This is a genomic window from Neobacillus sp. NPDC058068, assembly GCF_042885335.1.
In the GTDB taxonomy this organism is placed as follows: domain Bacteria; phylum Bacillota; class Bacilli; order Bacillales; family Cytobacillaceae; genus Neobacillus.
Genome location: NZ_JBHVSI010000009.1, coordinates 170647 through 196336 on the forward strand (window position 1 = coordinate 170647; position 25690 = coordinate 196336).

Sequence of the window (25690 nt, forward strand, 5' to 3'; positions counted from 1 at the left end):
TGTACTTAAACTACCATGAAAATAGGTTCGTTAAAAATAGAAAAATGACAATACTTAAGAAGACCCTACTCAATCGTTAAAAAAAAGAGGAGAGCGTTAATTAATAAGCCTATGTATTAGGGTTGACTGGATTAAGGTCAGTATCAGTATTGACACTTCCTACCCATTTTCATTCTCTGTGGTGCAGCGCTGATTTTGTGCTGCATGGATGGCTAACGGGTGCTTATGTTTAAGATCATAAATAAAAATACCAAGTCATTGCTGCACAGTACAACGATACTATTCAATAGAAAAATTGTATTTAATAAACGGGAGCAATTTTTGATTAATTATTAAATAAATAGGTAAACACCTCTACATCAATTTGTCTGCGATCACTACTCAAGCATGTGGAGTGCGTAAACCTAAAATGAGATAAAAACTGTAGAAAAAATTTTTCTACAGTTTTATTATGGGGAAATTAATTAAATATGAAGGGTTTCTAATCATTAAAGCAGAAATTATAAGATCATAATATAAAAAAACGGACTATCCAAGGAGTACCAAAATGCTCAAACAAGGAATCTACGAAGAAATCATCACCCAAAGACTAAAAGATGAACTTACAAGATTAGACATCAATACATATGACATCGGCAAAGAACGCATTGACGTTGAAGAAGCAAGAAAACTTTTATCTTCCTACATATCCTTAGTCACTAGAAAAGCCCTAAAGTTTGTTCGTGATAATGAAAGTGATGATCAACAGGCATTAATCAATCAAATCCGCACATGTAATGAAATTATTTCGACACTTAGTGAAAGGCTAGATGAACAAGAGTTTCGCCAATTACGAATTGAGGAGGAAGGCGAGGTTCTCACGTCAATTTACTCCCGAATTAATTCGATTCGCAGTATTCAAAAGGGAGAGGTAATCCGGCCTGTCACTCCACTTTCTCAAAGTTCCCTTTTTACCGGCTCTAATTATGAACCGAATATGCTGGGAGAATTGAAGAAGGAAATTGTAACCGCTGATTCGATTGATATGCTTGTTTCCTTTATTAAGTGGAGTGGGCTACGATGTATAATCGAGGACCTGAGGACTTTTACAGATAATCCGCACAACAAGCTTAGGGTGATCACCACTTCTTATATGGAGGCAACCGATTATAAAGCGATTCAGGAGCTTAGTAAGCTGCCGAATACGGAGATAAAAATCTCCTATGATGTGGATCGAACCCGGCTTCATGCCAAAGCCTATCTGTTTAAAAGGGAGACTGGTTTTAGTACGGCTTATATTGGTTCTAGTGTAGGACACGAGTTATTGAAATTAGGTTATGGTACGATGAACCGCATCATAAGTAACGGCAAACTCCAAGCATTTTTACTAATTATCCCTAGGACTATTCAGCTAACCAGGGCGCTTGCGCCTTTTGTTCTTTAAGTTTTTTTCTTAAGAATTAGCCTAATTTATATACTCGCAACCGAACCCCCATCTACCCGAAGGTTTACACCATTAATAAAGGAAGCCTGTTCAGAAGCAAGATAAACAACAGCAGACGCTGCTTCATCAACTGTTCCAGGCCGTTTTACTTCGACATGAGGACGGTTTTCCTTTAAAAATTGTTGAGTAGCTTCTTCATAGGTTCAGTTTGAAGCCCTGATTCCGATGAAATATTAATGATGCGTCCAAATCCGGCTTTTTTCATAAAAGGGATAACTGCTTTGGTTACGCGGACAGTCCCAAATACATTTACATCAAATATATGCTGCCAGGCCTCTATATCCAATGTTTCAAAATCATCAAATCCACTGGCTATTCCTGCAAGTTTCCCTTTAAAATGTTCCGTCTTGTTTAGTATAAGGTATATTCTTATACTTGCTGAGCAAGGACAATTATCATCACGATTCCCATTTTTTGTAGAACAATTCAAGGAAGCAGAGATGGAATGAGATAAGTGAACTCCTTATACAATAGGAAGCCAGCCAGGGATGCCAGTATAGTACTCCCACATTTTATCAGAAATAGCCAGTTCTTTTTGATCTTTTTTAGATAATGTTGTACGGATTTTGTCTTCTTCACCGGCGTGTACTTTTTGTACCCACTGAGGTTCCATTATCAATTCCCTCCCTAAAGCGATTAAAGGTACACCTGTTTCAAATGCTTTCATCACTTCATCGGGTGTCCGCAGCATCCCAACACCCATCACAGGAACACGATCGCCGACACGTTCGTGGATCATAACAACTCGGGATGTCTGATCGTTATCATCACGGATTGATCCGTTCCAAAAGCCGCCGACAGAAATATGGAGATAATCCAGGTCCTGGTCCGCTAACTTGTCCACTAATTGCAAAGTGTCTTCCATGGTGATGCCAGGATTCTCTCTTTCTTCAGGCGATAACCGATAGCCGATGATAAAAGGTTTTGTTGCATGGTCTGAAACTGCTTTTTTAACAGCGTCAACTACAGCAAGCGGGAAGGACATACGTTTTTCCAGTGTTCCACCACACTTGTCAGTTCTGCGATTTGAGTGTGGAGAAAAGAATTGCTGAATCAAATACGTATTGGCACCATGGATTTCAACTCCATCATACCCAGCTTCGATTGCTCTTCTGGTTGCTTCACCAAATGCTTTAATAATTTCATCGATTTCGTCTGCTGTCATTTCCCGAGGTACCACGGCATCGCCCCGTTCCGCTGATACCGCACTCGGAGCAATTGGTTGACGATCGAGCAATTCTTCAGGCGGGCACATTCTGCCACCGTGAAAAATTTGTAAAATCGCCTTTGAACCTTTTTCCTGTATAGCTGTCGCCACGCGTCTTAAACTAGGGATTAGGGAATCGGAATCTGCACCAAATTCACCCGGGAATCCTTTTCCATTCCTGGTGACGTATGTGCATGCGGTGATTACCGCTCCTACACCACCGGCACGTTCTTGATAATACGCAACTTCTTCGTCTGATACTTCACCATTTTCATGTGCCGCCGTATTGGTCATGGGTGCCATTGTAATACGGTTCTTTATTTCAACTCCAGAACGGAAGGTAAATGGTTTAAAAGCAGCTTCATATTTTTGCTTCATTTTTTTTCTCCTTTTGTTTACTCAAGTTTGTTAAAGGGTTTTGCTATTTAGCAAATGGATAACATAGACTACAAAAATTTCTTTGACAGGCACTTTTTTTATTCTATACAAAAAAATTTATAGAGATACATTAAAAGCTTGCCATAAGGATCGGCCAGTTTTGACCTATTTTAGCTGAGTAATTTCTGCCAATATTTCATAGGAATGGAGGCGGGCCTTATGATCGTAAACCTGGGCGATTGCCATGATTTCATCGGCTTGACTTTCAGCCAGAAACTTTTCCAGCTTTTCTTTTACGGTTTGAGGACTGCCGACAATCGAAGTTCCTAATTGGTTCTCAAGGGCAGCTATTTCATAGTCGCTCGCTATATCATTAATATTATCCACTGGCGGCTGCAATGGGACTTCCTTCCCGCGCATCAAATTCAAGAACTGCTGCTGCAATGTTGTAGCGAGTCGCTCAGCTTCTTGATCTGTGTCGGCCGCAATGATGTTTAGCCCTACCATTGCATGCGGCTTGTCCAGTACTTTAGAAGGCTTAAACGAACGGCGATACAGCTGGATAGCCGGCAGTGTGTTATGCGGCGAGAAATGGCTCGCAAATGCAAACGGCAGTCCAAGCTCTCCTGCTAGCTGGGCACTGTATCCGCTTGAACCTAACAGCCAAATAGGTATGTTTAATCCCTCACCCGGAATTGCTTTAACATGACTATATCCTTGTGCCAGGGAAGGGTCAAAGTAATTACGGAGCTCAGCCAGCTGCTCAGGGAAATCTTCTCCTGAACTTCTCAAGTCACGTCTTAATGCACGTGCGGTAAGCTGATCAGTGCCTGGTGCACGGCCCAAGCCAAGATCAATACGTCCTGGATATAATGATTCCAGAGTACCAAATTGCTCAGCAATAACAAGAGGTGCATGATTCGGCAGCATAATGCCGCCTGAACCTACCCGGATTTTTGATGTACCTGCTGCAACATGGGAAATGACTACCGATGTTGCAGAGCTGGCGATAAATGGCATATTATGATGCTCAGCGAGCCAATATCGGTTATACCCCAGCTTTTCAGCGAGCCGGGCCAGCTCCAAAGTATTGCGAAAAGAATCAGCCGGCGTACTTCCATCTGCAATTGGAGAGAGATCCAGGACCGAGAATGGAATATCCGTAATTTGTTTTGTATCATTTTCAGGCATATGCTCATCTTCTTTCTTTAAAAATTTCGTTTCAAACCTATAAAAGAATTTACAGGTTGTTTTCTTTGTCTTCTTTTCTGTTTCAATCTAAATCACATTAATTTAACTGATTTAATATCTGCAGAAAATACATCCTTTATTAGACTAGACACTGTTTAATTTACTGCAGCCTGAGCCAAAATTTCATAAGATCGCAGCCGTGCCTTATGATCAAAAATCTCTGTATGAGCCATAATTTCATCAGCGTCAGTCTTTTCTATTAACTCATGGAGCTGCTGCTTCACACCTGCAGGGTCCCCGATGATGGAAGTGAAAAGCTGTTCTTCAACCGCCCTGCGTTCATTATCGTTCCAAAGCTCGTCCATATTATCAACAGGAGGCAAAATGGGCGAAGGCTGTCCGCGGGTTAACAAAAGAAATTTTTGATACATCGAAGTGGCAAGCCTTTGTGCCTCCTGTTTCTCATCAGCAGCCACCACTTGAACGGCTAACAGTACATAAGGCTCCTCCAAAAATTGAGACGGACGAAAATAATTCCGGTACAGACTTATGGCCCCCATCATGTTACCTGGAGCAAAATGTCCCGCGAAAGAGAATGGTAACCCAAGTATTCCAGCCAATTGTGCACTATAAAACCCTGAACCTAACAGCCAAATTGGAACATTTGTTTTTTCGCCGGGAATGGCGTGAAAGCTAAATGAACCATTCTTAGTGGCTGTTCCTGTACCATAAAGATATGCGATAAGCTCCTCAAGCCGGGCATCAAATTCAGGTTCACCAGCAACCCGCTGCCGCAATACATTTGCTGTATATTGGTCGGTGCCAGGTGCCCGCCCCAATCCAAGGTCGATCCGGCCAGGGAAGAAGGTTTCTAATGTTCCAAATTGCTCAGCCACGGAAAGAGAAGAATAATGGGAAAGCAGCATTGCGCCTGATCCAATACGCATTTTTTCCGTGACAGAGGCTACTCGTCCAATTACGATCGGGGATGCTGAACTCGCCATTCCTGCCCAATTATGATGTTCAGCAAGCCAAAACCGTTTATATCCCCACTGCTCTGTTTTCTTTGCTAGATCAAGCGTGTTTTGAAGGGAAAGTTCGGCTGATCCTCCCTCGACAATTGGGGAGGGATCTAGTACTGAAAGTTCTATTTTCTTTGTCATAATTCTTCCTCCTTTTATACAATTTAATTTTTTAAAGCTGGCCTGTACCTTTATGGGTTGGAAAGTAGGGTAAAACAAATTCTCCAAGTTCCTGGATTACTTCCTCTGGAGGGCGCTTGGAAAAATACAGAACAAACGCCAAATGGTTGACACCAATCGCTTGAAATTGATGAAGTAGATCAACTAAACGGTTTCTTCCCACGGAATAGCCTAAGGGTATGGGGACAGGGATTTCATCGGGATTTTCCGATAAATCGATGAACAAGCTTTGAGAGAAGGATTTAAAATCTCCTGGAGCATGAACTTCAGCTAAAGCACGATAATCCTGGATAAGCTGCGCCTGTTGAATAATGCTTCTTGGGTATTGGAGCCACCCATCCCCATTCCTGGCTATCCAATTGATAGACTGATTGCTAAATCCAGTCACCATGGTCGGAATCGAAGATACAGGCTTTGGGATTAACCTCATATCTGTACCATCGATCAGCCCGGCGTGGCTGTGGATTGTCGGCTGATCCTCTTTTAACAGCCGGTTGAGAATTTCGAAATTTTCTTTAAATAACGGACCGCTTTCTTGCTTAGATATCCCTAAAGCTGTAAAGTCTTTTTCCCTGTCCCCTGATGCCACTCCCATAATCAATCGACCTGGAAACAATCGATCGATTGATGTAGCTTCCTTGGCTACCCTGACGGGGTGGCGCAAAGGGAGAACTACACTTCCTGTCACTAACGCAATGTGCTTCGTATAGGCAGCAAGATACGTCAAATAAATCCATAAATCGTACTTTTGGCCGTTATCATCAATATTCAAATTCTGCATCGTAATATCACGGAGCCATAATGAAGCAAAGCCATATTCCTCAATTTTACGTGCAAGCTCCAGCTGATTCTCCATAATCGGATTTTTAGACATCCTGGCAGTCGGGAGGATAAATCCGAGTGTCATTTTGTCTTTCTGGTACATGCTGTTATAGGCACGATGATTTTGAAAACTCACTCTTGGTCCTCCTTAAAAGGTTATATTTTTAAGCCTATATATTTTTCAAACTGTTTAATGGTTTCCTCATTGCGCCGATAATAAGTCCATTGTCCGATTCGTTTCATTTCCACTAGCCCACTTTGCAATAGGATAGACAAATACTGGGAGGTAGTGGACTGTGATAGTCCTACTTTGCTGCGAATATCACTAACACAAACCCCGCCATCAAAGCCTTTTTCTTTGATGACATGGGCCTGCGGGGAAAAATTATTATCAGGTTCTTTCAACATTTGCAGAATATTTACTCTTATTTGATTTGACAGAGCCTTGAAGATTTCAACTGCCTGTTCGTCATTTATCATATTTGATTCCCGATTCAACGCTGCCCGCCCCTTTCTGATCTTATTAAAATCTATTTTGCTTGGAATGCGTATAAACTATCGAACAAAAGGATATTGATAATTTGCGATATTTCTATATTATATCCCTTTATACCCAAAATCAAATATTATGCTTTAGAAAGGGCTAGTAAACGGCTTTAAAGGAACTACACCAATTAGGTTAGAGAACAGGTGCCAACGGTTTTTTAGATTTTGTGTGAAGATGTTTTTAAAGCTGATACCTTTGAGTGGGATAATGGATTTGAGTTTGCTGCAAGGATAGGGGACGAAGTAGTTAGGGATAGATCAGAAACAATTCATATGATTAGGGTTGAAGGGGAATGGAAGGGTAAATGAAATACTTGGTCAAGGACATGCTATCCATGATTTTGGTGCTACCTTTATATACAATTCACCAGATTCAAAAAAGTATTCCTGGCAAATTCCTATTGAATTTAAATTCACATCAAGAACAAAAGGATGTTCCATAATTGGAGGCCCATTATAATATAAAGCAGGGAGACGATTGGCAAGAGTATCCTGGCAAAGATTCTATAGAGAAACTTTATTATATTCTCTTCAAATGGTTCTCAGAAAGATTCACAGTAGAACAACTATTAGCTTACCTAATGTTATTAAAAATGTTTCAGAAGTTAGTGAATAACTTAGTTATGATAGATAATTTTTTTGTTTACCGTTTGTATAGGTACGGTGAACCGTACCTTAAGTAAATAAGGTTTTTAACGTGATTGTTTTTTTGAGGGTTCTGAAAATAGAAGTCGACGGTTCATAGGTGTTTCATTAACATATTCTGATATAAGCTATTCCAAAAGACTATCAGGAGATTTTGTAGTAATTCATAAAAAATTGTTAGGGAATAAGTGAGAAGCAGGGAGTGGTATAAATGAATCAATTTCTTCAGATGGGAGCCAATACAGTTTTAAGTTCTCCAAAAGGTAATGTTACTGTTAGCTACGAAATTTCTAATTCGATAGATATTTCCTTAACAGCTTTCCTTTTAACTGATTCAGACAAGGTACAAGGAGATAGCGGGATTATTTTTTATAATCAACCACAGAGCTCTTCTGGTGTAGCAACCCTTTTACCATCTGAGAAAGTGAGTAATACAAAAGTACATAAAATAAATTTTGACATGAGTAAAGTCCCTGAAGGTATTACAAAAATAGCTATAACTCTTACAGAGGATAATAGCACGGGATTTTCAAATATAAAGAATTTAAAGGCCGAGATATGTACTGATTATAATATCATCCAGTTAACCCCATCTAGTTTCACAAATGAAAATGGAATTGTCGTAGTAGAATTATATCTAAGGAATGGTCAGACAAAGGTAAAATCAATATGGCGAGGTTTTAATTCTGGGCTTGAGGGATTGTGTAAAAATTACGGTGTTGAGGTTGAATCTGATGAGCAAAGCAAGCCGTCTGAACCTAAAACTATTCAAAAACAAATCCCAAAAGAAACTGAAAAGCCTCTAACTATTCCTGAAAATAATAATAGACAAAATATGTTGTCGCCGATAAGCCTTGAAAAGGTAAAGGGGAAGGTAAGTCTAGACAAAGGTCAAAAGCCAGTTATCATTGATAAAACACCAGAAATTACTGCTACGGTATCTTGGAAGTCTGGAACAGATTATGATATATATGCTTTGGTTTATACAAAGAATGGTAAGCAGATAGATGTAGCCATGTTTGGCGCGAAAGGAACTCCTCCCCTTAGGAGTTTTGGCAATGGAGCAGTGGAACATATGGGGGATGTTGGGAGAAATAATCACTCAACTAAGACAGAAGAAATTAAATTAAGGTTAAATGATGATATTCTCGCAGTTGTTCCTGTGGTGTATTCTGCTCAGTCAAATGGAACTGGCTCATTCTACCGATACAAAGTGTCCATGAGTATAGATAATCATAACGGAACTTCCGTTACCATATTCGCCAAGAATGCAAATAATAATGATCGAATTTATTCCTGTGTGCCCGGAATCCTTCATAATATGGCAGATGGAGTTATTATTAGTCCGTTGGAGCTTTATAGTACACCGAACTCAGAGCGTAGACCTAAACTTAGGATGGGGTCTTCAAATATGGTAGAAGTTAAAATGGATAAAGGACCAATAAATGATTACAAGTAGACTAGAATTATATAATATTTGAAAATAAAATTGCTAGACAGATGGACCTTTAATCATTATATGTCATGTCTAGCTTCTTTTTTTTTATCTGAAATTTAGTGCCTGATCCCCAGTGCAGTAAATGATGAACTGCATGTTGTTAGCCCATTCTTAATGGAATCTTTTAATATCTTTTTTGATGAAATAAAGGATATGGGTATAAAAAAGATTTCATTAGTAACTACATTAAAAGAAGATAATCTTGACTTAATATAAAAATCAAATTCATTGCATTCATTTTGTATTAAACAGATAGACAGTACAGTTAAAACGTTCACCGTACTGCCGTCATATAACTGTTATATAGATTTGAACATTCCTTCATACATTCAAGGCGATTCCAGGTGGATTTGTACTTGACCTTACGGCAGGCGAAGAGTGATTAGTATAGCAGAAAAAGTGTTCTTAGGAAGCTTGATGAAGGCAGAGTACTTGGGCTAATATATCTACATGCCACTGTTGCATTAAAGCTTTAATACACTGGGGATCAGGCACCACTGTCAAAACAAAAAAGCTTGGGTCCTATGTACCAAGCTCATCTATACAAAAATGATGAAAAGAATATGTTTCTATTTGATCACTTGCATCATAATTTTGGTGACGTATTGTTCATTATGATTCATGACAACGGTATCATATATATATTCTTCAAAAACATATTCCCCTAAGGCTAAATTAAAGCGGTCCAACTCGGAAAAAAGACGCTTATATGTATTATGTATGGTTTTCTCTTCCCCAATATGATAGCCAATGAGAAAATCACCCTTAACGCTTTTAAAATATGGATATCCTTCCTTTGGATGTGGCTGCTCGATATATAAATAGCTATAATTAGTGAATTCTCCCTTTACTACTTGCTCCCGTTTTCTGATAATTCCGATTGGATATCCTGTATCCAGCTGGGATACGTTCAATTCATTAATAAAATCTGAAAAGGCCTCTACATATTCTTCATCGGTTAAATTTTCAATATTTCTACTTAAATAAAGTGTTACTTCTGGTAATTGTTCAAGCGTAACTTGATGAAAATCAAGATGTGACGCTTCTTCCATTAAGGCTATTTTTGCCTCAATCATTTTTTCCTTCATTTCAATCTCCTGCCGTTTTTTCACGATCTCTTCTTTTTTTTGATACATTAAAGACAAAAAACTTTCAGGCGATTTATGTTGCGTATAGTGGTGAATATCATTTAGCGACATACCAAGCTCCTTTAATAAATCAATCACAAAGAATAGCTCTATCTGGCGAATTGAATAATAACGGTAACCTTTTTCATTTTTTACAACCGGAGACAAAAGCCCGATCTGATCGTAATAAAAGAGTGTCTGTTTGTTTACTTTGCAAAGCTTCGCGAATTCCCCGGTCGTTAAATATTTTCCATTTTTTTTTTTCATTTTTTACAGCTCCATGCTTGAGTATATAGTTACTATATACACTAGGATAGAAATAGTAAACACTATAAGGTAGTTGGTTTTTTAAAGGGGATGTAAAAGATGAAAACACATAAAGTCTCGTTAGGATTAGTTTTAATGAATTTATTTATAGCCTTTTTGGGAATTGGTCTGGTCATTCCGGTCTTACCTACATTAATGAATGAATTAGGCCTTACCGGAGCGACAATTGGGTATTTAACAGCAGCCTTTGCCATTGCTCAATTGATTGTTTCACCCTTTGCAGGGAAAGCAGCAGATACATTCGGCAGGAAAATTATGATTGTCATTGGCTTATTTATTTTCGGTCTTTCAGAATTTTTATTTGGGATTGGCAAAGAAATCGAGATCCTTTTTATTTCGCGTATTTTAGGTGGAATTAGTGCTGCATTCATTATGCCGGCGGTTACCGCTTTTATTGCGGATATCACAAATTTGGATACTCGGCCGAAAGCACTTGGGTATATGTCAGCTGCCATTAGTACAGGATTTATTATTGGACCAGGTATTGGCGGATTCTTAGCCGAATTTGGTACACGGGTACCCTTCTACTTTGCAGGAGCACTTGGTACACTTGCGGGAATCCTTTCGCTTCTTTTATTATCTGAGCCGAATCGTAATGAAGATCATCATGAACAAGTCTCAGATGGGAAGAGCGGCTTCAAACGCATTTTTGCCTCAAGATACTTCCTTGCGTTTATCTTAATTTTTATTGCCTCATTTGGGTTAGCGGCTTTTGAATCGTTCTTTAGTTTATTTGTGGATCATAAATTTCAATTTGCTCCTTCCGATATAGCTATTGTGATCACAGGTGGTGCGATTTTTGGCGCTGTTTCACAAGTCATCTTATTTGATCGGCTAACACGAATGTGGGGTGAAATTAAACTGATTCGCTATTGCTTACTGTTATCTGCCGTACTTGTCTTTTTCATGACGGTTGTTCATACTTATTTCGCCATTTTATTGGTTACATTTCTTGTTTTTGTTGGATTCGATTTATTCCGACCAGCGGTTACTTCCTACCTTTCAACTGCTGCCGGGAACGAACAAGGTTTCGTAGGTGGAATGAACTCAATGTTTACAAGTTTAGCGAACATAAGTGGACCCATTATTGGGGGAATCTTATTTGATATCGATATTAACTATCCTTATTATTTTGCGACTGTCATCCTAGTTCTGGGAATCATACTTACATTGTACTGGCAGAAGCAAGCAAGTAATACTTCCAAAAAAGTGAAGGCCAGTGTAGCTAATTGATCAAATATTGAGAAAGAAGTGAACAATAGTATTAACGGAGTTTAGTAAAATTAGAATCAATGGTAAAATAATGAGAATTAATGAAGCCTATGGGGATGGGCAATTGTGATTTTAATAAAGGGGGTGTGAGAAGTTGAAATATCGTAAAGCCACTATCGATGATATTGATAAATTGGTCGAGTTAAGAAAAAAGCAATTAGTTGATGAGGGGATAGAACCTAATATAGATATTGATAAGGAACTATGTGTTTTCTTTAAAAATAAACTAAGCAATGGTACTTTAATCCAATGGCTAGTGGAAGATAATGAAGAAATTATAGCTTGTGGTGCAGTCATTTTTTATGAATTTCCACCTAGTTACACCAATAAGACTGGAAAAAAGGCTTATATCGCAAATATGTATACTAATGGAAATTATCGTGGGCAAGGAATTGCAACAACGCTGTTAACTAAATTAGTTGATGAAGTTAAGCTTGCAGGTGTTTCAAAAATATGGCTTGGGGCTTCAAAAATGGGTAGACCAGTGTATCAGAAGTTTGGGTTTACGGAAACGGATGAATTTCTAGAATTCTCCTTTTCTTGATACGTATGCAGCACATAATTTTTTAATGTACAAAGAACCAGACATATCAAAAGGGAATAAGCTAGACCAATGACATTTCACAAGGTCAATGGCCAGCCCCCTTGATATGAATGGTTCTTTTTTAGATTGCGTGAACTAAGAAACAAAAAACAAGAAATTACTTAATACTAGTAGATATAAACATTGAGGCATCTTGATTCATAAAAATACGATTACCATGATAGAATGTCTTAATTTCGATTGATGTAAATCCAACCTCGGTTAATCTTTTTTTCAGTTCTTCATGTGAAAAACCGTTATGAACTTTCGGATGATTTATTTTTTCGTTTTTATCAAAATCAATAATTATTAGCTTGCCACCATTAGTTAAAATGTTGAACAATTCTTGTAAAATCTTTTTAGTATCCGTAATATGAAGAAGGACTAATGACAGTAAAACAACGTCAGCCTTAAGTTCAGGTGTTTCTTGAGTAAAATCTGAATAAAGTACTTTTGCGTTGGTAATTCCTTGGTGAGAAATTTTAACTTTCGCAACCTCCAACATTTGTTTGGATGAATCTACCAACAAAATGGAATCTACCAAGTCTGATAATTCTAAACTAATTAGACCTGTACCACTCCCATAGTCAATTAAAGATTTTGATTTATTATTTCGTAATTCTGGTCTTACTTCCTTAACTATAACCTTCGCTAATTCAATTCTATCTTCTGTATCATAACTTTTTGCCAGTTGTTCAAAAACGTTATTTTCCATCTTCCACTCTCCTATTTATTAAACATTAATGCTACATATTGGCCATTATAGCAAAAATCAAGTTGACAATATTATATAAGTGGTAGTATCTATTTTATGGAAAAGAACCTTATCCTTATTCCGTTTAAAAATAAATATCTGGTATAGATTTTAACAAAAAAATATAGACAAAAACCTTTCTCTTGTTGAGGTATTACGTAAAATAGCTGTAGAAAAACAAATGACGGTAGCGCAGCTTGCTGTTGCGTGGGTTTTAGCTAAAGGAGAAGATAAAGACTTAGCAAATCTATTCGAAAAGAATTTCGACACTACTTCAGTTTTAAGATTATATTAAGAAAAATGAGCTATATTTAAGACAATCTTTTTCAAGACCCCCTATTTAATAAATAACTGGATGCCCTCAAGGATTGTTTTCGAACAATCTTGAGGGCTATTTTTTTTCGAAAAGATGTTCAAATGGGTAGGGGGCAAGCAAGATCAATAGTCATGTAAGAAGGTATTTGTAAATCGTGTCACGAATATATTTTATATTGTTTGTACGGAAGGTAATAGTGAAGAACAAGGAATATTTAAGAAAGAGAAACTGATACAAAATATTAATACTGTAATTAATCGAGACTGTGAGGCCGAAAAAATGGACGGATGGGTTATAGTCTTTTTCAGTTTATTTGTTGTTCTTTATGGATTTTATGCAATTAATTTATTTCTTCCAAAAAAGAAAAATCTAAAATATATAATCTCTCTCTGCTTCTTGATCGTAGGTTTACTAGGATGGCTGTATATTTGGATTGGCTCGGGCTGGTTAATGACCGACATTATTAGTACTGCCTTTATAGTGTTATCGGCTATCTCTGTTTTAGTTGCTTTACTATTGGATTTAGGTTCAAAGATAAAAGACAAGCGCAAATCCACAATAAATTAACGTCTGAAAGTTGGTGCCAAACCCCCAGCGCAGAAGAGCATTAACGTAGTGGGGTCAGGCGCCTTTTTCTGTTCATGAACAAGAGCGCAATAATGACCAATGAGAGTTTGATTTCTTGAGTGAATGCTGAAACTTTTCCTGATTCATTCAGTCTGATTTTGTAAAGGGGTGTTAAAAAAATGAAGAAATTAATAGCTCTATTTATACTTGTGAGTTTCTTTCTATTGGTTACGGGTTGTGGAACGGGAAATAAGTCAGGAGGTTTGGAAATCTCTAGTGATGTAGACTTTGGCAAGGACGATTATCAAAAAGTCATTCCCTTCAATAATAAATTGGGAATGGCATTGTTGTCGGAAGTAGAAGCGGATGGAAATGGCAATACCTTCATTTCTCCTATGAGTTTATTCATGGCATTGTCCATGATATATAACGGAGCCGATGGGGGGACGAAGACAGAAATAGCAAAGGTTTTGCAGAATGAAGGAATGAATGTAACCGAGCTGAATAAAGCGAATGCCTCAATGTTGTCAAAGCTTCATAGTAACGCAAAGAAGGTTCAGCTGAATGTCGCTAACTCGATTTGGCTAAACGAAAAGTATCATTTTCAGACCGATTTTGCCCAAAATAACAAAGATTATTTTAATGCTAAAGTACAAGAAATTGATATAACCGATAGTCAGTCTCCCAAAATGATCAATGAGTGGGTTAAAAAATCGACGAATGATAAAATAGAAAAAATTGTTGATGCACCTTTTGATCCTGATTTAGTGGCCATCCTCATTAACGCGATATATTTTAAAGGAGATTGGAAGTATGGATTTGATAAAAAACAAACAGAAAATCGCACTTTTTATTTAGAAGACGGTACCACAAAAGATGTGCCGCTCATGTCTCTTAATGAAAAATTAGCTTATATGGGCAATGAAGATTTTCAAGCTGTTTCCCTCCCTTATGGCGATGGGGAAATGAGCATGAAAATATTTCTTCCGAGAGAAAATTCCAGTTTGGAAAAATTCAAAAAAATGCTCACAAATGATAATTGGGAGAAATGGAACTCAGAATTCTATGAAAATAAAGGAACGGTTAGGCTTCCAAAATTTCAACTGGAATACGAAGTATTGTTGAATGAATTATTAAAGAGGCTTGGTATGACGACAGCATTTAGTGAAAGTGCAAATTTCACAAAAATGATTAAAGAAAGTGATCCATTAATGATTAGTAAAGTGAAACAAAAAACATATATAGATGTGTTTGAAGAAGGCACAGAAGCAGCTGGGGCCACCTCAGTAGAGATGACTAAATCGTCGGCACCCGTGGATGGACCATTCCAGATGGAGGTGAATCGACCATTTTTCTTTGCCATTACAGATGTTGAAACGGGTTTAGTATTATTCATGGGTTCGATTTCCAATCCACAGCAAGGGAAGTAGTCACTTACGTGAGAGAACTAACTCGAGGAAAGTTGTAACACGCTGGGGGTCAGGCACCTTCTTCGTTAAGCTAGCTAATAACCTAACTAGGACTTCATCTTAATATATAAAATCTTCTTCAAAAGGATTAGGACTTAAATTGTAGAATTACTATTACAACCAAATTTATAAGGGGGAAAGCTATGCAGGACTTATCAGGCAAAGTGATTCTCATTACTGGAGCAAGTTCAGGGATTGGGTTTGCCACAGCCCATTTAGTAGCATCTAGAGGAGCAAAAGTTATTATTAATTTTCATTCAAATGAGAGGGGGGCAATGGAGGCTGTCCAACTGATTAGAGAAAAAGACGGAGACGCAATTGCTATTCAAGCTGATGTTATGAAAAAAGAAGAAGTGAACTCAATGGTTGAACAAGCTCTTTCTTCATTTGGCACGATTGATGTTTTGGTTAATAATGCTGGTGGTGGAATCCATCAAAGCAGCTTTATGGATATGAGTGAAGAACTGTGGGAAGAAACGTTTAGGTTAAATGTAAATAGTGTTCTTTTATGCTCTCAAGCCGTATTAAAACATATGATTCCGAAGAAGAATGGCAAAATCATCAATGTATCTTCGGCCGCAGCTCGAATTGGAGGTGCAGGAGAAAGTATTCACTATGCATCGACTAAAGGAGCAGTAAATACAATGACCATTGGTATGTCCAGAGAGCTAATTGAATATGGAATTATCGTGAATGGAGTGGCACCAGGAATTGTAGAAACGCCTTTTCACGAGAAATTTGCTCCAAACGATAATCGTCTTGAGCGTATGGCTTCATCTGTACCAATTAAACGGGCTGCAGCACCAAAGGAAATAGCAGAGGTGATTGCTTTCCTTTCTTCCGATGCTTCAAATTACATATTAGGAGAAATTATAAATGTTAGTGGTGGAAGGTAACTAAATTTTGATCAATTTTGTTCGAAAAGATGAATTTTTATATGCAATGAAATAAAGGATATAGAGTGAAATTTAATCAATCTTTTTACAATACCAACAATAATGAAAACAAAAAGGAGTAAGTTATGTGCCGGAACATTAGATCATTATTTAATTTCGACCCACCAGCTACTGAAGAAGAGATTCATGCAGCATCTCTTCAGTACGTTAGAAAGATAACGGGTTATAACAAGCCCTCAAAGGCGAATGAGGAGGCGTTTATTCGTGCAGTCAATGAGATTGCAATGGTTTCTAGAGAACTATTGAACACACTGGTAACGAGTACCGAGCCACGGAATCGTGAGGTCGAAGCTGAGCGTGCTCGTACTAGAGCAGCTAAAAGGTATGGAACTAATTAGAGGACTAAAGAATAGAAAAAAAGTGAAAGCTTTTTTTGATTTTTCATTATTCCGCAATCGGGCGCGATTGTTGTAGATTATCGGTAGAAAATGATCAAACTTTTTTATAAAAATTGTATAGTGCTTCATAAAGAATGAACCTGTTTTGAACAATCCTTTTCAAAACAGGTTCATTTAATTTAACGTAAAATGTGGATTTGCGGGGTGCTTTTAATCAATTTTTATTTTAAAGCAACATTGATAATAACTCGCCTAAAACAGATTTTATTGGGAAACTGCGAATTTCTATGATTCTCCCTTCAAAGTTGGCCCCCATAATATCACCTCTTTACCATGGGGATCGTTTGTGATCTGTCGAGAAGGGATAAATTTGAAAAAATGGATCCCTTCATTATCATAGATCTCCGGATTCGGATGCGTTAGTGGTTAAAATGTGGTCAGGTCGCTCCCGTCGGCTTCTTTAAAATGGCTTAACGACCATAAGCACCAATATGGCAATCATCAGCAGCTGTGCCGCAGTCTCGATTGGTACGATCTTTTTCATCAACAGTCCGAACTCGGCGGGTATTTCATTACCCTGGTCTTGACTTTCAGATACGAACTTTATGATCTTCTTCATACGCGGCTCGATGAATCCGTCGATCATGACGACCATAAGCAACGATAAAAGGAAGGATACATTCAGCCACATTTGAGATAATCCCATCTTGGTTATGATCATAAGCCAAACCCCGGTTATAATAAGTACGGCTCCGCCAATTTTAGGTATTATGGCAAGCTTGGTTGTTATGCCAAAAGCAAAGCGCAGCTGACCGACGGATCTAGCGGATCTTCGAATGATGGGCATCACGAAAGCTAGACCAATTATGGCGACCGAAGCCAATATATGCAAAACGAGCAGTAATCCAAACAAACCGATTATCTCCCTTCTCCTCGGTGCACCAGAATATCGCTTTGATAGGCAAGACCGACCCTTTTTCTTTTAAACGATCCTCCGAGCTCTATATGGTCCAACATACATTTCGCGACATCGTCATAAGTAACAACCAGCTCTTGAAGTCGGCTGAACAAGTGACGGGCTATATCTGCCTCGGAATATTGCTTGATTATCTCCGGAATCGGAATGGGCAAGGTTTCCGTTGTTACATGCAGATTAACCGGATCTGGATGCTCTATTGAATCAATCATTGTTCCCGGACACATAATGGACCAATCGAGTTGAGTCTGCTGTAGCCGTTCGAAATTCCGGTTGTGATTTTTATACTCAGGCGGGAAGCCGGGTAAATTGTTGCCGATAAGACCGGTATATGGAATACCCAGCAGACCGGCTCCTCCCATTATCAATACCCGCCCAGAGAAACTAGGTTGGAATTCACATTGGGTTATAATGTTATCGACGATACGAACAAACTCTTCTCCCTGGCCCGCATGGCCGGCTGCAATAATAGCGGCGTCTTGATGCGCGAGCGCCTCACCGACGCTGACCGGGTCCATAATATCGTCCACGATCACCTTCACATGCTGTGCGGAATGCTCAGCTAGTTGATCATAAAGCTTCTCAGAATTTCGCACAAATGCGGTCATTTCATGCCCCATTTTTATCCCTTGTGCCAACACTCTTTTTCCTGTATTCCCCGTCGCTCCAAAAACAATAATTTTCATCGTTTTTTCCTCCTCTTAAATGTATCCCAATATTTGGTTAACTCAAGCTTAGCATCGTTTAAATATTATGTTAAGAACCCACTTTAAAGTAAGGTACTTACTTAAAAGTAAGCATGACAGAATGGGATGACTAAATTGTTCACGTAGAGTTCGGAAGGACAGGAAATTTCTAAAGAAATATTAGCGACAATCCTACTATCAGGAGTTTTATTTACTCAAACCCGAAAATTTATTCATAACAGGAGTGCCGACTGTAGGTAAACAAAAGCTGCCCGGTATCTCGTGGCAGCTTTTGTTTTGAGTTGATTGAATTAGTGTACAAGTTTAATGAACCAGCTTTAAGACGCTGATTCTTTATATTTCCGCTTATTATGATTTTCTCCCCAAGCACACATGACTTCTGCTACAGGGATCAATGTTTTGCCGTATTCACTAAGGGAATATTCTACTTTTGGAGGGATGGTAGGGTAGATCGTTCTATCGACTATGCCTTCTCGTTCCAACTCACGGAGATGTTGTGAAAGCATTTTTTGTGAAACATCAGGTATAAGCTTTTCCAGATCGTTGAATCGCTTATTGGATTCAATCAAATGCCATAAAATCATTGGCTTCCATTTGCCACCTAAAACATGAATGAGTGTCTCAACTGGACATTCACGCTGATGAATCATTGATAAATCCTCCCCTTGCTTTTAAGTAAGTGCATTATCTGAAGTAAACACTTAACAAAATTTTACAATAGATTATACAACCAAGTCAATCAAATGAAACTAAAAAGGATAAAAAAGGATTGTAGAAGTAGCTTTCAGGAACAAATATAGATCTGGGCTTTTACGATTGTCGAAATTAGTTGCATGGTAGAAAAATGATGGATGTCCATCTTTTTTTGTAAGCTTAGCCTGAAGTACACACGTATTTTAGGCTACTCGTGTTGTATCGTATAAAATGTATAAAAATAGACCTACCCTGCGTTGCTGAGAAGATCTACAAGCGTTGGGGAAATAAGTATATTGTTCTATAATAAAAAGTATAGATATCTAGATGGTGAAAAGAAGGGGATGGGGAGCAATGTTAGTTAGAGAAGTGACAGAAAATGAATACTTAGAAGCAATCAAACTGTCGGAGTATGCGTTTCAATATAAAGTTTCTGAAGCTGACAAACCAGCTAGAAAAGAATCCTTGAAAGACCACAAGATTATAGGAATATGGGATGACAACATGCTGGCGGCCAAATTGCACATGATTCCGCTAAAAGTTTTCATGAAGGATGCTGAATGGGAAATGGGGGGAATCGCAGGAGTCGCTAGCTACCCGGAATATAGACGAAATGGTTATATAAAAACACTCATGATTGATTCGTTAAAACACATGCAAAATAATGGTCAGATAGTATCCTTATTACACCCATTTGATATCTCTTTCTATAGGAAGTATGGCTGGGAAATATTAAGTGAACAGAAAAAGTTAACGATTGAAAAAATCGACCTTAAGTTCCTCGAAATGCAGCCAGGATTTATTAGAAGATATACAAAAGAGACTCATAATGAAGAGATTGAAAAGATTTACGACCAATTTTGCACTCAATATACAGGTATGCTCAAACGCGATACAAATTGGTGGAAACAAAAGGTATATGGTGAAGATTCGCAGCTAGCTGTTTATTACAATTCCAATCAAGAGGCTAAGGGCTATATTCTCTATGAGGTAAAGGATAGAAAAATGACGGTGGAGGAGCTCGTTGCTCTTGACCACGAAGGAAGAATCGGGCTATGGAATTTCATCTGCCAGCATGACTCCATGGTGGAGAACGTGACAATTAACCTTCCAATTCATGATCCTTTACCATATTTAATGCCGCAGCCAAAGGTGAAAACAGAGTTATATCCTTATTTTATGGCGAGGGTCGTAAATGCTGAGGAGTGTTTGCGCAGATTTCCGTTCATTCAGGACAGTGAGTCCCTATTCCTGCATCTTGAAGATTTATATGCACCCTGGAATAATGGGAGCTATTTGCTCGGAAAGGGAGAAATCAAGGTATATAAAGAAAAAGCCGGAGCTCAATGTGTTCACCCTCCGAAAAAAGGGATTCAATTAAACATCAATTCCCTCTCAACGATCCTATTCGGTTACAAAAGACCAATGGAGCTTTATGATATGGGATACTTGAAAGGTTCCAAGACAGAGATTGAACTTTTTGAAAAAATGGTTCCAGCGCTTAAATCATCCTTTTTGGATTTCTTTTGATATTTTTTCAAGGAATCCTCAAATAGAGACCTTGCTGCTATGAAGCAAGGTCTACTTTATTGCCCAAGCACACTTCTCTTTCCAAGGTAATTGCCACAAGGGGGGATGGTGCAGAAACCGTATTGGTCGGAGAAACGTATCATGAATCCAATCAAAAAGGAGTGGAGGGAGATTAACCCCGCCACTCAAAGAAAATCCTAATTTCCTTGTTTTATTACGTATCCCAATAATCCGTGTAATGTTCTCACAAAGGAAGCTGCTGATTCTCGCATCTAGGATCAAGAGGGTCCACACTTATCGGTTGGGGGGATCAGGTTAAGCACCCGATCTGATAAATAGACGGAAAAATTCCGCTTAATTAGGAATTGCTGTTAAAAAAGGCTTAAATAGACGGAGAGATTCCGCCTATTGACTTGAAAAATTCGAAAATGGGGGATTTTGCTTGGCATAATCGGAAAATCTCCCCTTATTTACCCCAAAACGAGCTCCAATCTGCAACTAACCGGAAAATCTCCGCTTATTTTACTTTTGCTGGTACTAGATTAAGGACAAGACATCTGATTTAGAAGATTGCAAAAGAACCCCATTTTGATGTGTTACGGTGAACCGTATCACAGGTAAGTGTGATTTTATATAAATAAGGTTTACTCGCCAATTACTATGGCGAGTTTCACTTTTTATATACCAATAACGGTGACAATACGACTATCATTTCGGGACGTATTTTAAGAAAAGCACCTCAAAACGGAACCCTTTACTTCTACAATAGGAGTTTTTCTTTTGTTTATGGCTGTGTTAAAAGTAAATGTTGATTTCCGTTTCAGGCGCTTCGCTTTCCAATTTTGCATGTATCTCGGTGGTACCCCATTAAGATACCTTTAAGCCTTGAGAAGGTTGGCTTTGCTTTAACGGTTTAGAGACATTAAAGACGATATTTAGAAAAATGGCCGTAAAACTGCCAGCAACTATCCCGCTACTTGTTAGGATTTTAATACTTTCTGGCAACTGTGCAAATAGATCTGGAACCGTTGTGACACCTAAACCGACACCAACAGAGCAAGCGATGATCAAAAGATTTTCTTGAGATGAAAAATCAACTTTGCTAAGCATTTTTATTCCGGAAGCAATCACCATCCCAAACATAGCCACCATCGCACCGCCGAGTACGGCGGTAGGAATTACGGTTGTTAAGGCAGCAATTTTTGGAACAAATCCAAGAAGGATCAATATGCCAGCTGCTGTATAAATGACCTTTTTGTCTTTTACGCCTGAAAACTGAACAAGTCCGACATTTTGCGAATAGGTGGTATAGGGGAATGAATTAAAAACGGCTCCAATGACACTAGCCAGACCTTCGGAACGATAGCCTTTTACCAAATCTTTTTCCGTAAGTTTCCTCCCAGTAATATCACTTAAAGCAAAATAGACACCTGATGATTCTACGAGACTCACAATCGCTACAAGGGTCATGGTAATGATCGGTGCCAGCTCAAATGATGGTGTGGCAAAATGGAAAGGGGTTACCATATGGAACCAGGAAGCCTCACCGACTGAAGAAAAGTTAACTTTTCCCATAAAGAAAGCTACACTTGTTCCAGCCATCAATCCTAACAGAATAGATATCGCGCGAATAAAGCCTTTAAAAAATCGATAAAGGATAATAATGAATAATAATGTCCCAAATGCAAGCGTAATATTGGTAATGGAACCGAAGTCAGGGCTGCCTTGACCCCCAGCAACGTTATTCATAGCGACTGGAATCAGTGTTGTTCCAATGATGGTTACGACAGAGCCGGTAACGACTGGCGGAAAGAAACGGATCATCTTTCCAAAGAAAGTCGCAATGAGCATAATAATTATTCCAGAAACCAGTATCGATCCATAGATAGCGGAAAGACCATACTGTCCTCCAATCGCAATGATCGGCCCCACAGCGGTAAACGTACAGCCCAGCACGATGGGTAGTCCAATACCGAAATAACGATTTTGCCATACTTGAAGTAATGTGGCGATTCCACTTGTCAGAATATCAAGTGAGACTAAATAGGCTAATTGTTTACTAGAAAGACCAAGTGCCCCGCCAATAATTAGAGGAACGATGACGGCCCCTGCATACATCGCTAATACATGCTGAATCCCTAAAGAAGTGGTTTTCAATGGATGTTGTTTCATTAGACCAATTCCTCCACTTTTTCATTGATAAAGGTGACTTCTCCATTTTCTAAAGAGGCAATTCTTGCTATGGATTCAACCCTAAGCCCTTGTTTCGATAATATTTGAGCTCCTTGTTGGAAAGACTTTTCAATCACGATGCCAATCCCTTTAACCTTGGCACCGCTTTGTTGAACGATGTCTACTAAACCAAGAGCTGCTTGTCCATTCGCAAGGAAATCATCAATGATTAGCACCCGATCTTCTTTATTTACATATTTTTTTGAAATAGAGATTTCTTTTGTTTCATTTTTGGTAAAAGAATGAACACTCGCTGTCAGCAAATCTCCATTAAGTGTTAAGGATTTTCTTTTTCGAGCAAATACAACCGGAACCTTTAAAAATAAACCAGCCATTACCGCTGGTGCAATCCCCGATGATTCAATCGTTACGATTTTCGTGACTCCATCATTCGCAAATCGTTCTGCAAACTCTTTTCCAATTTCGAGCATTAAGTTGGGATCAATTTGGTGGTTTAAAAACGAATCTACCTTTAATACATGCTCTGATAGTACATTTCCGTCCTTTATAATTCTTTTTTCTAAAAAGTTCATTGTATCGTTTCCCCCTAATGAAAATTAAAAAGCCCAAAGATCATCGCTCACTTCAATAATCGAGTGAGGCAATGACCTTTGGGCTAAATGTCCAAAAGGAAATAGAAAAAGCGCACGATTAACCTGTGCATTTCTCTCATTACCCACTCATAGTCAGATTATTTACGGTAATCCGGTAGAAACTTGCAGGCCATATTCCTGCGATTATATGAGCGAAGTCTAATAAATTTATGTTCACATTATAGCATGTTGACACAGTAATTCAACCCTAAATTTCAAAAAAACGAACAATAATTCATTCGATAATAAGATTGTTCGCCTTTTTAGAACGCTTTCATTAGATAAAGTGCATCGAACGAAATCTTGAGGGGGTGTTGTCTCACCACTTAATTTCGTATTTTTCACACTGAGGGTCAGGCACCACTTTTTGAGGGCTCTTTTTCTAGTAGTAACATTTGAACTAGACTAGCAAAAATAATAAACTTGAATTATCTGAAAAAGTGGAGAGCGAGGATTCCAAATGGCTAAATTAGATGGAAAAGTAGCAGTGATTACAGGTGGAGCAGGAGGGATTGGAAAGGAAACTGCTGAATTATTTTTAAAAGAAGGTGCAAAGGTTGTTTTAGTGGGTAGATCAGTTGAATCCCTTCAAAATGCTAAAGCTGAACTTGATTCGTTTGGGGAGGTAATCATAGTTAAAGCAGATGTTTCCCAGGAATCTGACACCATTCAGTATGTCAAAACAGCAGTGGATCACTTTGGGAAGATTGATATTTTCTTCAATAATGCAGGCATAGAAGGGAAAATCGCGCCCTTGGTTGAACAATCAGTTGAGGACTTTGATGATGTGATGAATATCAACGTACGAGGTGTCTTCTTAGGATTAAAGCATGTTCTGCCCGTCATGATGGCGCAAGGTGGGGGGAGTATTATCAATACAGCTTCTGATGCGAGCTGGATGGGATATCCCACTCTATCACCCTATGTTGCTTCAAAGCATGCTGTAGTAGGTCTAACAAAAACAGCAGCACTAGAAGCAGCAAACCAAAATGTACGCGTCAATTCGATTCATCCTACAAGCGTGAATACGAGAATGATGAGATCGATTGAGGAAAGAACTTACCCAGGCCAGCCTGAACAAGCTTATGAAGAGTATAAACAGCTCATTCCTTTTGGAAGATATGCAGAACCACTTGAAATCGCCAAATTGGTTCTATTCCTTGCTTCCGATGATAGTTCGTTTATCAGTGGCAGTCAGTATCGGATCGATGGCGGGATGTCTGCAAACTCGAATTAAACGGAAGAAATTAAATTAAAGCATAAAACCTTGCTGATGAAACTAAACGGGTTCTCTTTTAGGAGGGAAACACCTATTTTAAGGAGCAAATCGCATTAAAATTAGCAGATTAATAACAATATAAATCACAAATAAAAGAGCAGGAAATTCCTGCTCTTTTATTTATTGAGAAAAATATTTTCTAATGTCAGTTTATTTTCTTTATCTAAAGTTCCATACCCTTCTTTTATATTGTTACTAATAATTGTTGCCGTATCATTACTTTGATTGAACCAAATCTGATATTCAAATAATCTTTCAGGCATATTCTCATCATACTTGAAAAAAAGGGTTGCCTTTACATCTTCTTTTCTAGCCATTTTAGGTATTACATTTGGTTCCCACTTAATTTGTTTAAATGCTTTTCTTAATGCAGATACCGTTGCTTCATCAGTAATCATTACAGCTTCTTCATAGTTTTCATCTGACTTAACCACTTCAATATCTATTCTAGTAACTTGATTTAAATTAAAGTCCTTTGAATCTTTATTTGTACACCCCATTAGAAAAATTGTAAAGAAAATACAAATAATAAAATAGTTATCCCTTTTTTTAGACAAAGAAATCTCCCCCTGTTATCTAAGTCTTTATTAAATTATACAACATTTACCAACAGATACCTCAACTATCTCAAGTAAAATCACCAAAGAAACAGCATTTTAATCAGCGAAGACAATAGTTATTGTCCTCTTACATTTTATTTGCTAATTTTGAGCTGATTTTGGTACCGTTGCAACAAAATCTTTGATTTCTCAATAAAAAAGACATACCTAAATTCTGTTGTTTGGTATGTTAATTCATTAATAATTTATCACTTTTCTCTCCTAAAGGAGAGCCCGTTAGAATAAACCAGCAGGGTTTTTGTTTTTATGGGGAAAAGAATATTCGTTTTTAGGCTTGTAATAAATAAATCCCCGAAATAACTTTCTGAAAATTCATTGACTTTAGTGTCGATAATTATATAATAAATATTATTATTCCGATTAAATTAATATGAATTAT

At 38.2% G+C, this 25690-nt stretch carries 23 protein-coding genes, 2 pseudogenes and 1 riboswitch; of the genes and pseudogenes, 10 read left to right on the forward strand and 15 right to left on the reverse strand.

Annotation, left to right across the window (positions count from 1 at the left end; all coding sequences use genetic code 11):
• Positions 1-547 precede the first annotated feature (547 nt).
• Positions 548-1288: pseudogene (locus ACFVSW_RS12655) on the forward strand (phospholipase D-like domain-containing protein); the annotation flags it as partial.
• A gap of 161 nt (positions 1289-1449) precedes the next feature.
• Here ACFVSW_RS12655 and ACFVSW_RS12660 read toward each other — a convergent pair.
• The 7 genes and pseudogenes from ACFVSW_RS12660 to ACFVSW_RS12690 form a co-directional block, all read right to left on the reverse strand.
• Positions 1450-1599 (reverse strand): annotated as a pseudogene (locus ACFVSW_RS12660) (SDR family oxidoreductase); the annotation flags it as partial.
• A complete protein-coding gene (locus tag ACFVSW_RS12665; protein WP_387316389.1) occupies positions 1596-1913 on the reverse strand; it encodes an SDR family NAD(P)-dependent oxidoreductase in 318 nt (105 codons plus the stop codon). The gene ACFVSW_RS12665 and the pseudogene ACFVSW_RS12660, both read right to left, overlap by 4 nt.
• Before the next feature lie 33 nt (positions 1914-1946).
• Positions 1947-3068 carry an NADH-dependent flavin oxidoreductase gene (locus tag ACFVSW_RS12670; protein WP_387316392.1) on the reverse strand — a complete coding sequence of 374 codons (1122 nt, stop codon included), beginning with the start codon at positions 3066-3068 and terminating at the stop codon, positions 1947-1949.
• A gap of 165 nt (positions 3069-3233) precedes the next feature.
• Positions 3234-4259 carry an LLM class flavin-dependent oxidoreductase gene (locus ACFVSW_RS12675; protein ID WP_387316394.1) on the reverse strand — a complete coding sequence of 342 codons (1026 nt, stop codon included), beginning with the start codon at positions 4257-4259 and terminating at the stop codon, positions 3234-3236.
• Between the two features lie 155 nt (positions 4260-4414).
• Positions 4415-5422 (reverse strand): LLM class flavin-dependent oxidoreductase, encoded by a 1008-nt coding sequence (locus ACFVSW_RS12680; RefSeq protein WP_387316396.1) that lies wholly within the window; start codon positions 5420-5422, stop codon positions 4415-4417.
• Positions 5423-5453: 31 nt separating this feature from the next.
• Positions 5454-6419 carry a TIGR03571 family LLM class oxidoreductase gene (locus tag ACFVSW_RS12685; RefSeq protein WP_387316398.1) on the reverse strand — a complete coding sequence of 322 codons (966 nt, stop codon included), beginning with the start codon at positions 6417-6419 and terminating at the stop codon, positions 5454-5456.
• 20 nt (positions 6420-6439) lie between these two features.
• Positions 6440-6763 (reverse strand): ArsR/SmtB family transcription factor, encoded by a 324-nt coding sequence (locus ACFVSW_RS12690; protein WP_048678279.1) that lies wholly within the window; start codon positions 6761-6763, stop codon positions 6440-6442.
• 922 nt (positions 6764-7685) lie between these two features.
• Between ACFVSW_RS12690 and ACFVSW_RS12695 the strand changes: the two genes are divergently transcribed.
• Entirely contained in the window at positions 7686-8933 is a 1248-nt protein-coding gene (locus ACFVSW_RS12695) for a TerD family protein (protein ID WP_387316400.1), read from the forward strand.
• 608 nt (positions 8934-9541) lie between these two features.
• Here ACFVSW_RS12695 and ACFVSW_RS12700 read toward each other — a convergent pair.
• The gene (locus ACFVSW_RS12700; RefSeq protein WP_387316403.1) at positions 9542-10366 is read right to left on the reverse strand and encodes a MerR family transcriptional regulator; all 825 of its coding nucleotides are present in this window, start codon (positions 10364-10366) and stop codon (positions 9542-9544) included.
• Positions 10367-10465: 99 nt separating this feature from the next.
• Between ACFVSW_RS12700 and norA the strand changes: the two genes are divergently transcribed.
• Positions 10466-11659 carry a multidrug efflux MFS transporter NorA gene (gene norA / locus ACFVSW_RS12705; protein ID WP_387316405.1) on the forward strand — a complete coding sequence of 398 codons (1194 nt, stop codon included), beginning with the start codon at positions 10466-10468 and terminating at the stop codon, positions 11657-11659.
• A 133-nt stretch (positions 11660-11792) separates the two neighbouring features.
• Entirely contained in the window at positions 11793-12242 is a 450-nt protein-coding gene (locus ACFVSW_RS12710; protein ID WP_387316406.1) for a GNAT family N-acetyltransferase, read from the forward strand.
• A 157-nt stretch (positions 12243-12399) separates the two neighbouring features.
• Here the strand turns inward: ACFVSW_RS12710 and ACFVSW_RS12715 are convergent, their stop codons facing one another.
• Positions 12400-12996, reverse strand: a complete 597-nt coding sequence (locus ACFVSW_RS12715) for a class I SAM-dependent methyltransferase (RefSeq protein ID WP_387316408.1) — start codon at positions 12994-12996, stop codon at positions 12400-12402.
• Positions 12997-13630: 634 nt separating this feature from the next.
• On the opposite strand from ACFVSW_RS12715, the gene ACFVSW_RS12720 reads away from it, so the two are divergent.
• The 4 genes from ACFVSW_RS12720 to ACFVSW_RS12735 all read left to right on the forward strand — a co-directional run bounded on the left by ACFVSW_RS12720 (position 13631) and on the right by ACFVSW_RS12735 (position 16681).
• On the forward strand, positions 13631-13918 hold the full coding sequence (locus tag ACFVSW_RS12720) for a hypothetical protein (RefSeq protein ID WP_387316411.1): 288 nt from the start codon (positions 13631-13633) through the stop codon (positions 13916-13918).
• Positions 13919-14097: 179 nt separating this feature from the next.
• Positions 14098-15348 carry a serpin family protein gene (locus ACFVSW_RS12725; protein WP_387316414.1) on the forward strand — a complete coding sequence of 417 codons (1251 nt, stop codon included), beginning with the start codon at positions 14098-14100 and terminating at the stop codon, positions 15346-15348.
• A gap of 182 nt (positions 15349-15530) precedes the next feature.
• Complete coding sequence (locus ACFVSW_RS12730) at positions 15531-16283, forward strand: SDR family NAD(P)-dependent oxidoreductase (RefSeq protein WP_387316415.1); 753 nt, start codon at positions 15531-15533, stop codon at positions 16281-16283.
• A 125-nt stretch (positions 16284-16408) separates the two neighbouring features.
• On the forward strand, positions 16409-16681 hold the full coding sequence (locus ACFVSW_RS12735; RefSeq protein ID WP_387316417.1) for a DUF2277 domain-containing protein: 273 nt from the start codon (positions 16409-16411) through the stop codon (positions 16679-16681).
• 460 nt (positions 16682-17141) lie between these two features.
• Here ACFVSW_RS12735 and ACFVSW_RS12740 read toward each other — a convergent pair whose 3' ends face one another.
• From ACFVSW_RS12740 to ACFVSW_RS12750, 3 genes are all read right to left on the reverse strand, one after another.
• Positions 17142-17600 (reverse strand): DUF2269 family protein, encoded by a 459-nt coding sequence (locus ACFVSW_RS12740; RefSeq protein ID WP_387316458.1) that lies wholly within the window; start codon positions 17598-17600, stop codon positions 17142-17144.
• Positions 17600-18343: an NAD(P)-dependent oxidoreductase gene (locus ACFVSW_RS12745; protein ID WP_387316419.1), complete on the reverse strand. Its 744-nt coding sequence runs from the start codon at positions 18341-18343 to the stop codon at positions 17600-17602. Before ACFVSW_RS12745 ends, ACFVSW_RS12740 begins: the two co-directional genes overlap by 1 nt.
• A 338-nt stretch (positions 18344-18681) precedes the next feature.
• Positions 18682-19014, reverse strand: coding sequence for a winged helix-turn-helix transcriptional regulator (locus tag ACFVSW_RS12750; protein ID WP_387316421.1), 333 nt, complete (start codon positions 19012-19014; stop codon positions 18682-18684).
• Between the two features lie 397 nt (positions 19015-19411).
• On the opposite strand from ACFVSW_RS12750, the gene ACFVSW_RS12755 reads away from it, so the two are divergent.
• Positions 19412-20587 carry a GNAT family N-acetyltransferase gene (locus ACFVSW_RS12755; RefSeq protein ID WP_387316423.1) on the forward strand — a complete coding sequence of 392 codons (1176 nt, stop codon included), beginning with the start codon at positions 19412-19414 and terminating at the stop codon, positions 20585-20587.
• An 867-nt stretch (positions 20588-21454) separates the two neighbouring features.
• Here ACFVSW_RS12755 and ACFVSW_RS12760 read toward each other — a convergent pair.
• Positions 21455-22759, reverse strand: a complete 1305-nt coding sequence (locus ACFVSW_RS12760; protein WP_387316426.1) for a nucleobase:cation symporter-2 family protein — start codon at positions 22757-22759, stop codon at positions 21455-21457.
• Positions 22759-23352, reverse strand: coding sequence for a xanthine phosphoribosyltransferase (locus tag ACFVSW_RS12765; RefSeq protein WP_387316428.1), 594 nt, complete (start codon positions 23350-23352; stop codon positions 22759-22761). The genes ACFVSW_RS12760 and ACFVSW_RS12765 overlap by 1 nt, the downstream gene beginning before the upstream one ends.
• A 130-nt stretch (positions 23353-23482) precedes the next feature.
• A riboswitch (purine riboswitch) is annotated at positions 23483-23584 on the reverse strand.
• Between the two features lie 288 nt (positions 23585-23872).
• Here ACFVSW_RS12765 and ACFVSW_RS12770 point away from each other — a divergent pair.
• On the forward strand, positions 23873-24649 hold the full coding sequence (locus ACFVSW_RS12770; RefSeq protein WP_387316431.1) for an SDR family NAD(P)-dependent oxidoreductase: 777 nt from the start codon (positions 23873-23875) through the stop codon (positions 24647-24649).
• A 158-nt stretch (positions 24650-24807) separates the two neighbouring features.
• Here the strand turns inward: ACFVSW_RS12770 and ACFVSW_RS12775 are convergent, their stop codons facing one another.
• Positions 24808-25248 (reverse strand): hypothetical protein, encoded by a 441-nt coding sequence (locus tag ACFVSW_RS12775; protein WP_387316434.1) that lies wholly within the window; start codon positions 25246-25248, stop codon positions 24808-24810.
• Between the last annotated feature and the right edge of the window lie 442 nt (positions 25249-25690).

What these genes read in the sequence shown, in the direction of transcription:
- ACFVSW_RS12670 (WP_387316392.1), bottom strand. Translation starts at nt 3,068, where the DNA reads ATGAAGCAAAAATATGAAGCTGCTTTTAAACCATTTACCTTCCGTTCT.
- ACFVSW_RS12675 (WP_387316394.1), bottom strand. Translation starts at nt 4,259, where the DNA reads ATGCCTGAAAATGATACAAAACAAATTACGGATATTCCATTCTCGGTC.
- ACFVSW_RS12680 (WP_387316396.1), bottom strand. Translation starts at nt 5,422, where the DNA reads ATGACAAAGAAAATAGAACTTTCAGTACTAGATCCCTCCCCAATTGTC.
- ACFVSW_RS12690 (WP_048678279.1), bottom strand. Translation starts at nt 6,763, where the DNA reads ATGATAAATGACGAACAGGCAGTTGAAATCTTCAAGGCTCTGTCAAAT.
- ACFVSW_RS12695 (WP_387316400.1), top strand. Translation starts at nt 7,686, where the DNA reads ATGAATCAATTTCTTCAGATGGGAGCCAATACAGTTTTAAGTTCTCCA.
- ACFVSW_RS12700 (WP_387316403.1), bottom strand. Translation starts at nt 10,366, where the DNA reads ATGAAAAAAAAAAATGGAAAATATTTAACGACCGGGGAATTCGCGAAG.
- norA (WP_387316405.1), top strand. Translation starts at nt 10,466, where the DNA reads ATGAAAACACATAAAGTCTCGTTAGGATTAGTTTTAATGAATTTATTT.
- ACFVSW_RS12715 (WP_387316408.1), bottom strand. Translation starts at nt 12,996, where the DNA reads ATGGAAAATAACGTTTTTGAACAACTGGCAAAAAGTTATGATACAGAA.
- ACFVSW_RS12720 (WP_387316411.1), top strand. Translation starts at nt 13,631, where the DNA reads ATGGACGGATGGGTTATAGTCTTTTTCAGTTTATTTGTTGTTCTTTAT.
- ACFVSW_RS12725 (WP_387316414.1), top strand. Translation starts at nt 14,098, where the DNA reads ATGAAGAAATTAATAGCTCTATTTATACTTGTGAGTTTCTTTCTATTG.
- ACFVSW_RS12730 (WP_387316415.1), top strand. Translation starts at nt 15,531, where the DNA reads ATGCAGGACTTATCAGGCAAAGTGATTCTCATTACTGGAGCAAGTTCA.
- ACFVSW_RS12735 (WP_387316417.1), top strand. Translation starts at nt 16,409, where the DNA reads ATGTGCCGGAACATTAGATCATTATTTAATTTCGACCCACCAGCTACT.
- ACFVSW_RS12745 (WP_387316419.1), bottom strand. Translation starts at nt 18,343, where the DNA reads ATGAAAATTATTGTTTTTGGAGCGACGGGGAATACAGGAAAAAGAGTG.
- ACFVSW_RS12750 (WP_387316421.1), bottom strand. Translation starts at nt 19,014, where the DNA reads ATGATTCATCAGCGTGAATGTCCAGTTGAGACACTCATTCATGTTTTA.
- ACFVSW_RS12755 (WP_387316423.1), top strand. Translation starts at nt 19,412, where the DNA reads ATGTTAGTTAGAGAAGTGACAGAAAATGAATACTTAGAAGCAATCAAA.
- ACFVSW_RS12760 (WP_387316426.1), bottom strand. Translation starts at nt 22,759, where the DNA reads ATGAAACAACATCCATTGAAAACCACTTCTTTAGGGATTCAGCATGTA.
- ACFVSW_RS12765 (WP_387316428.1), bottom strand. Translation starts at nt 23,352, where the DNA reads ATGAACTTTTTAGAAAAAAGAATTATAAAGGACGGAAATGTACTATCA.
- ACFVSW_RS12770 (WP_387316431.1), top strand. Translation starts at nt 23,873, where the DNA reads ATGGCTAAATTAGATGGAAAAGTAGCAGTGATTACAGGTGGAGCAGGA.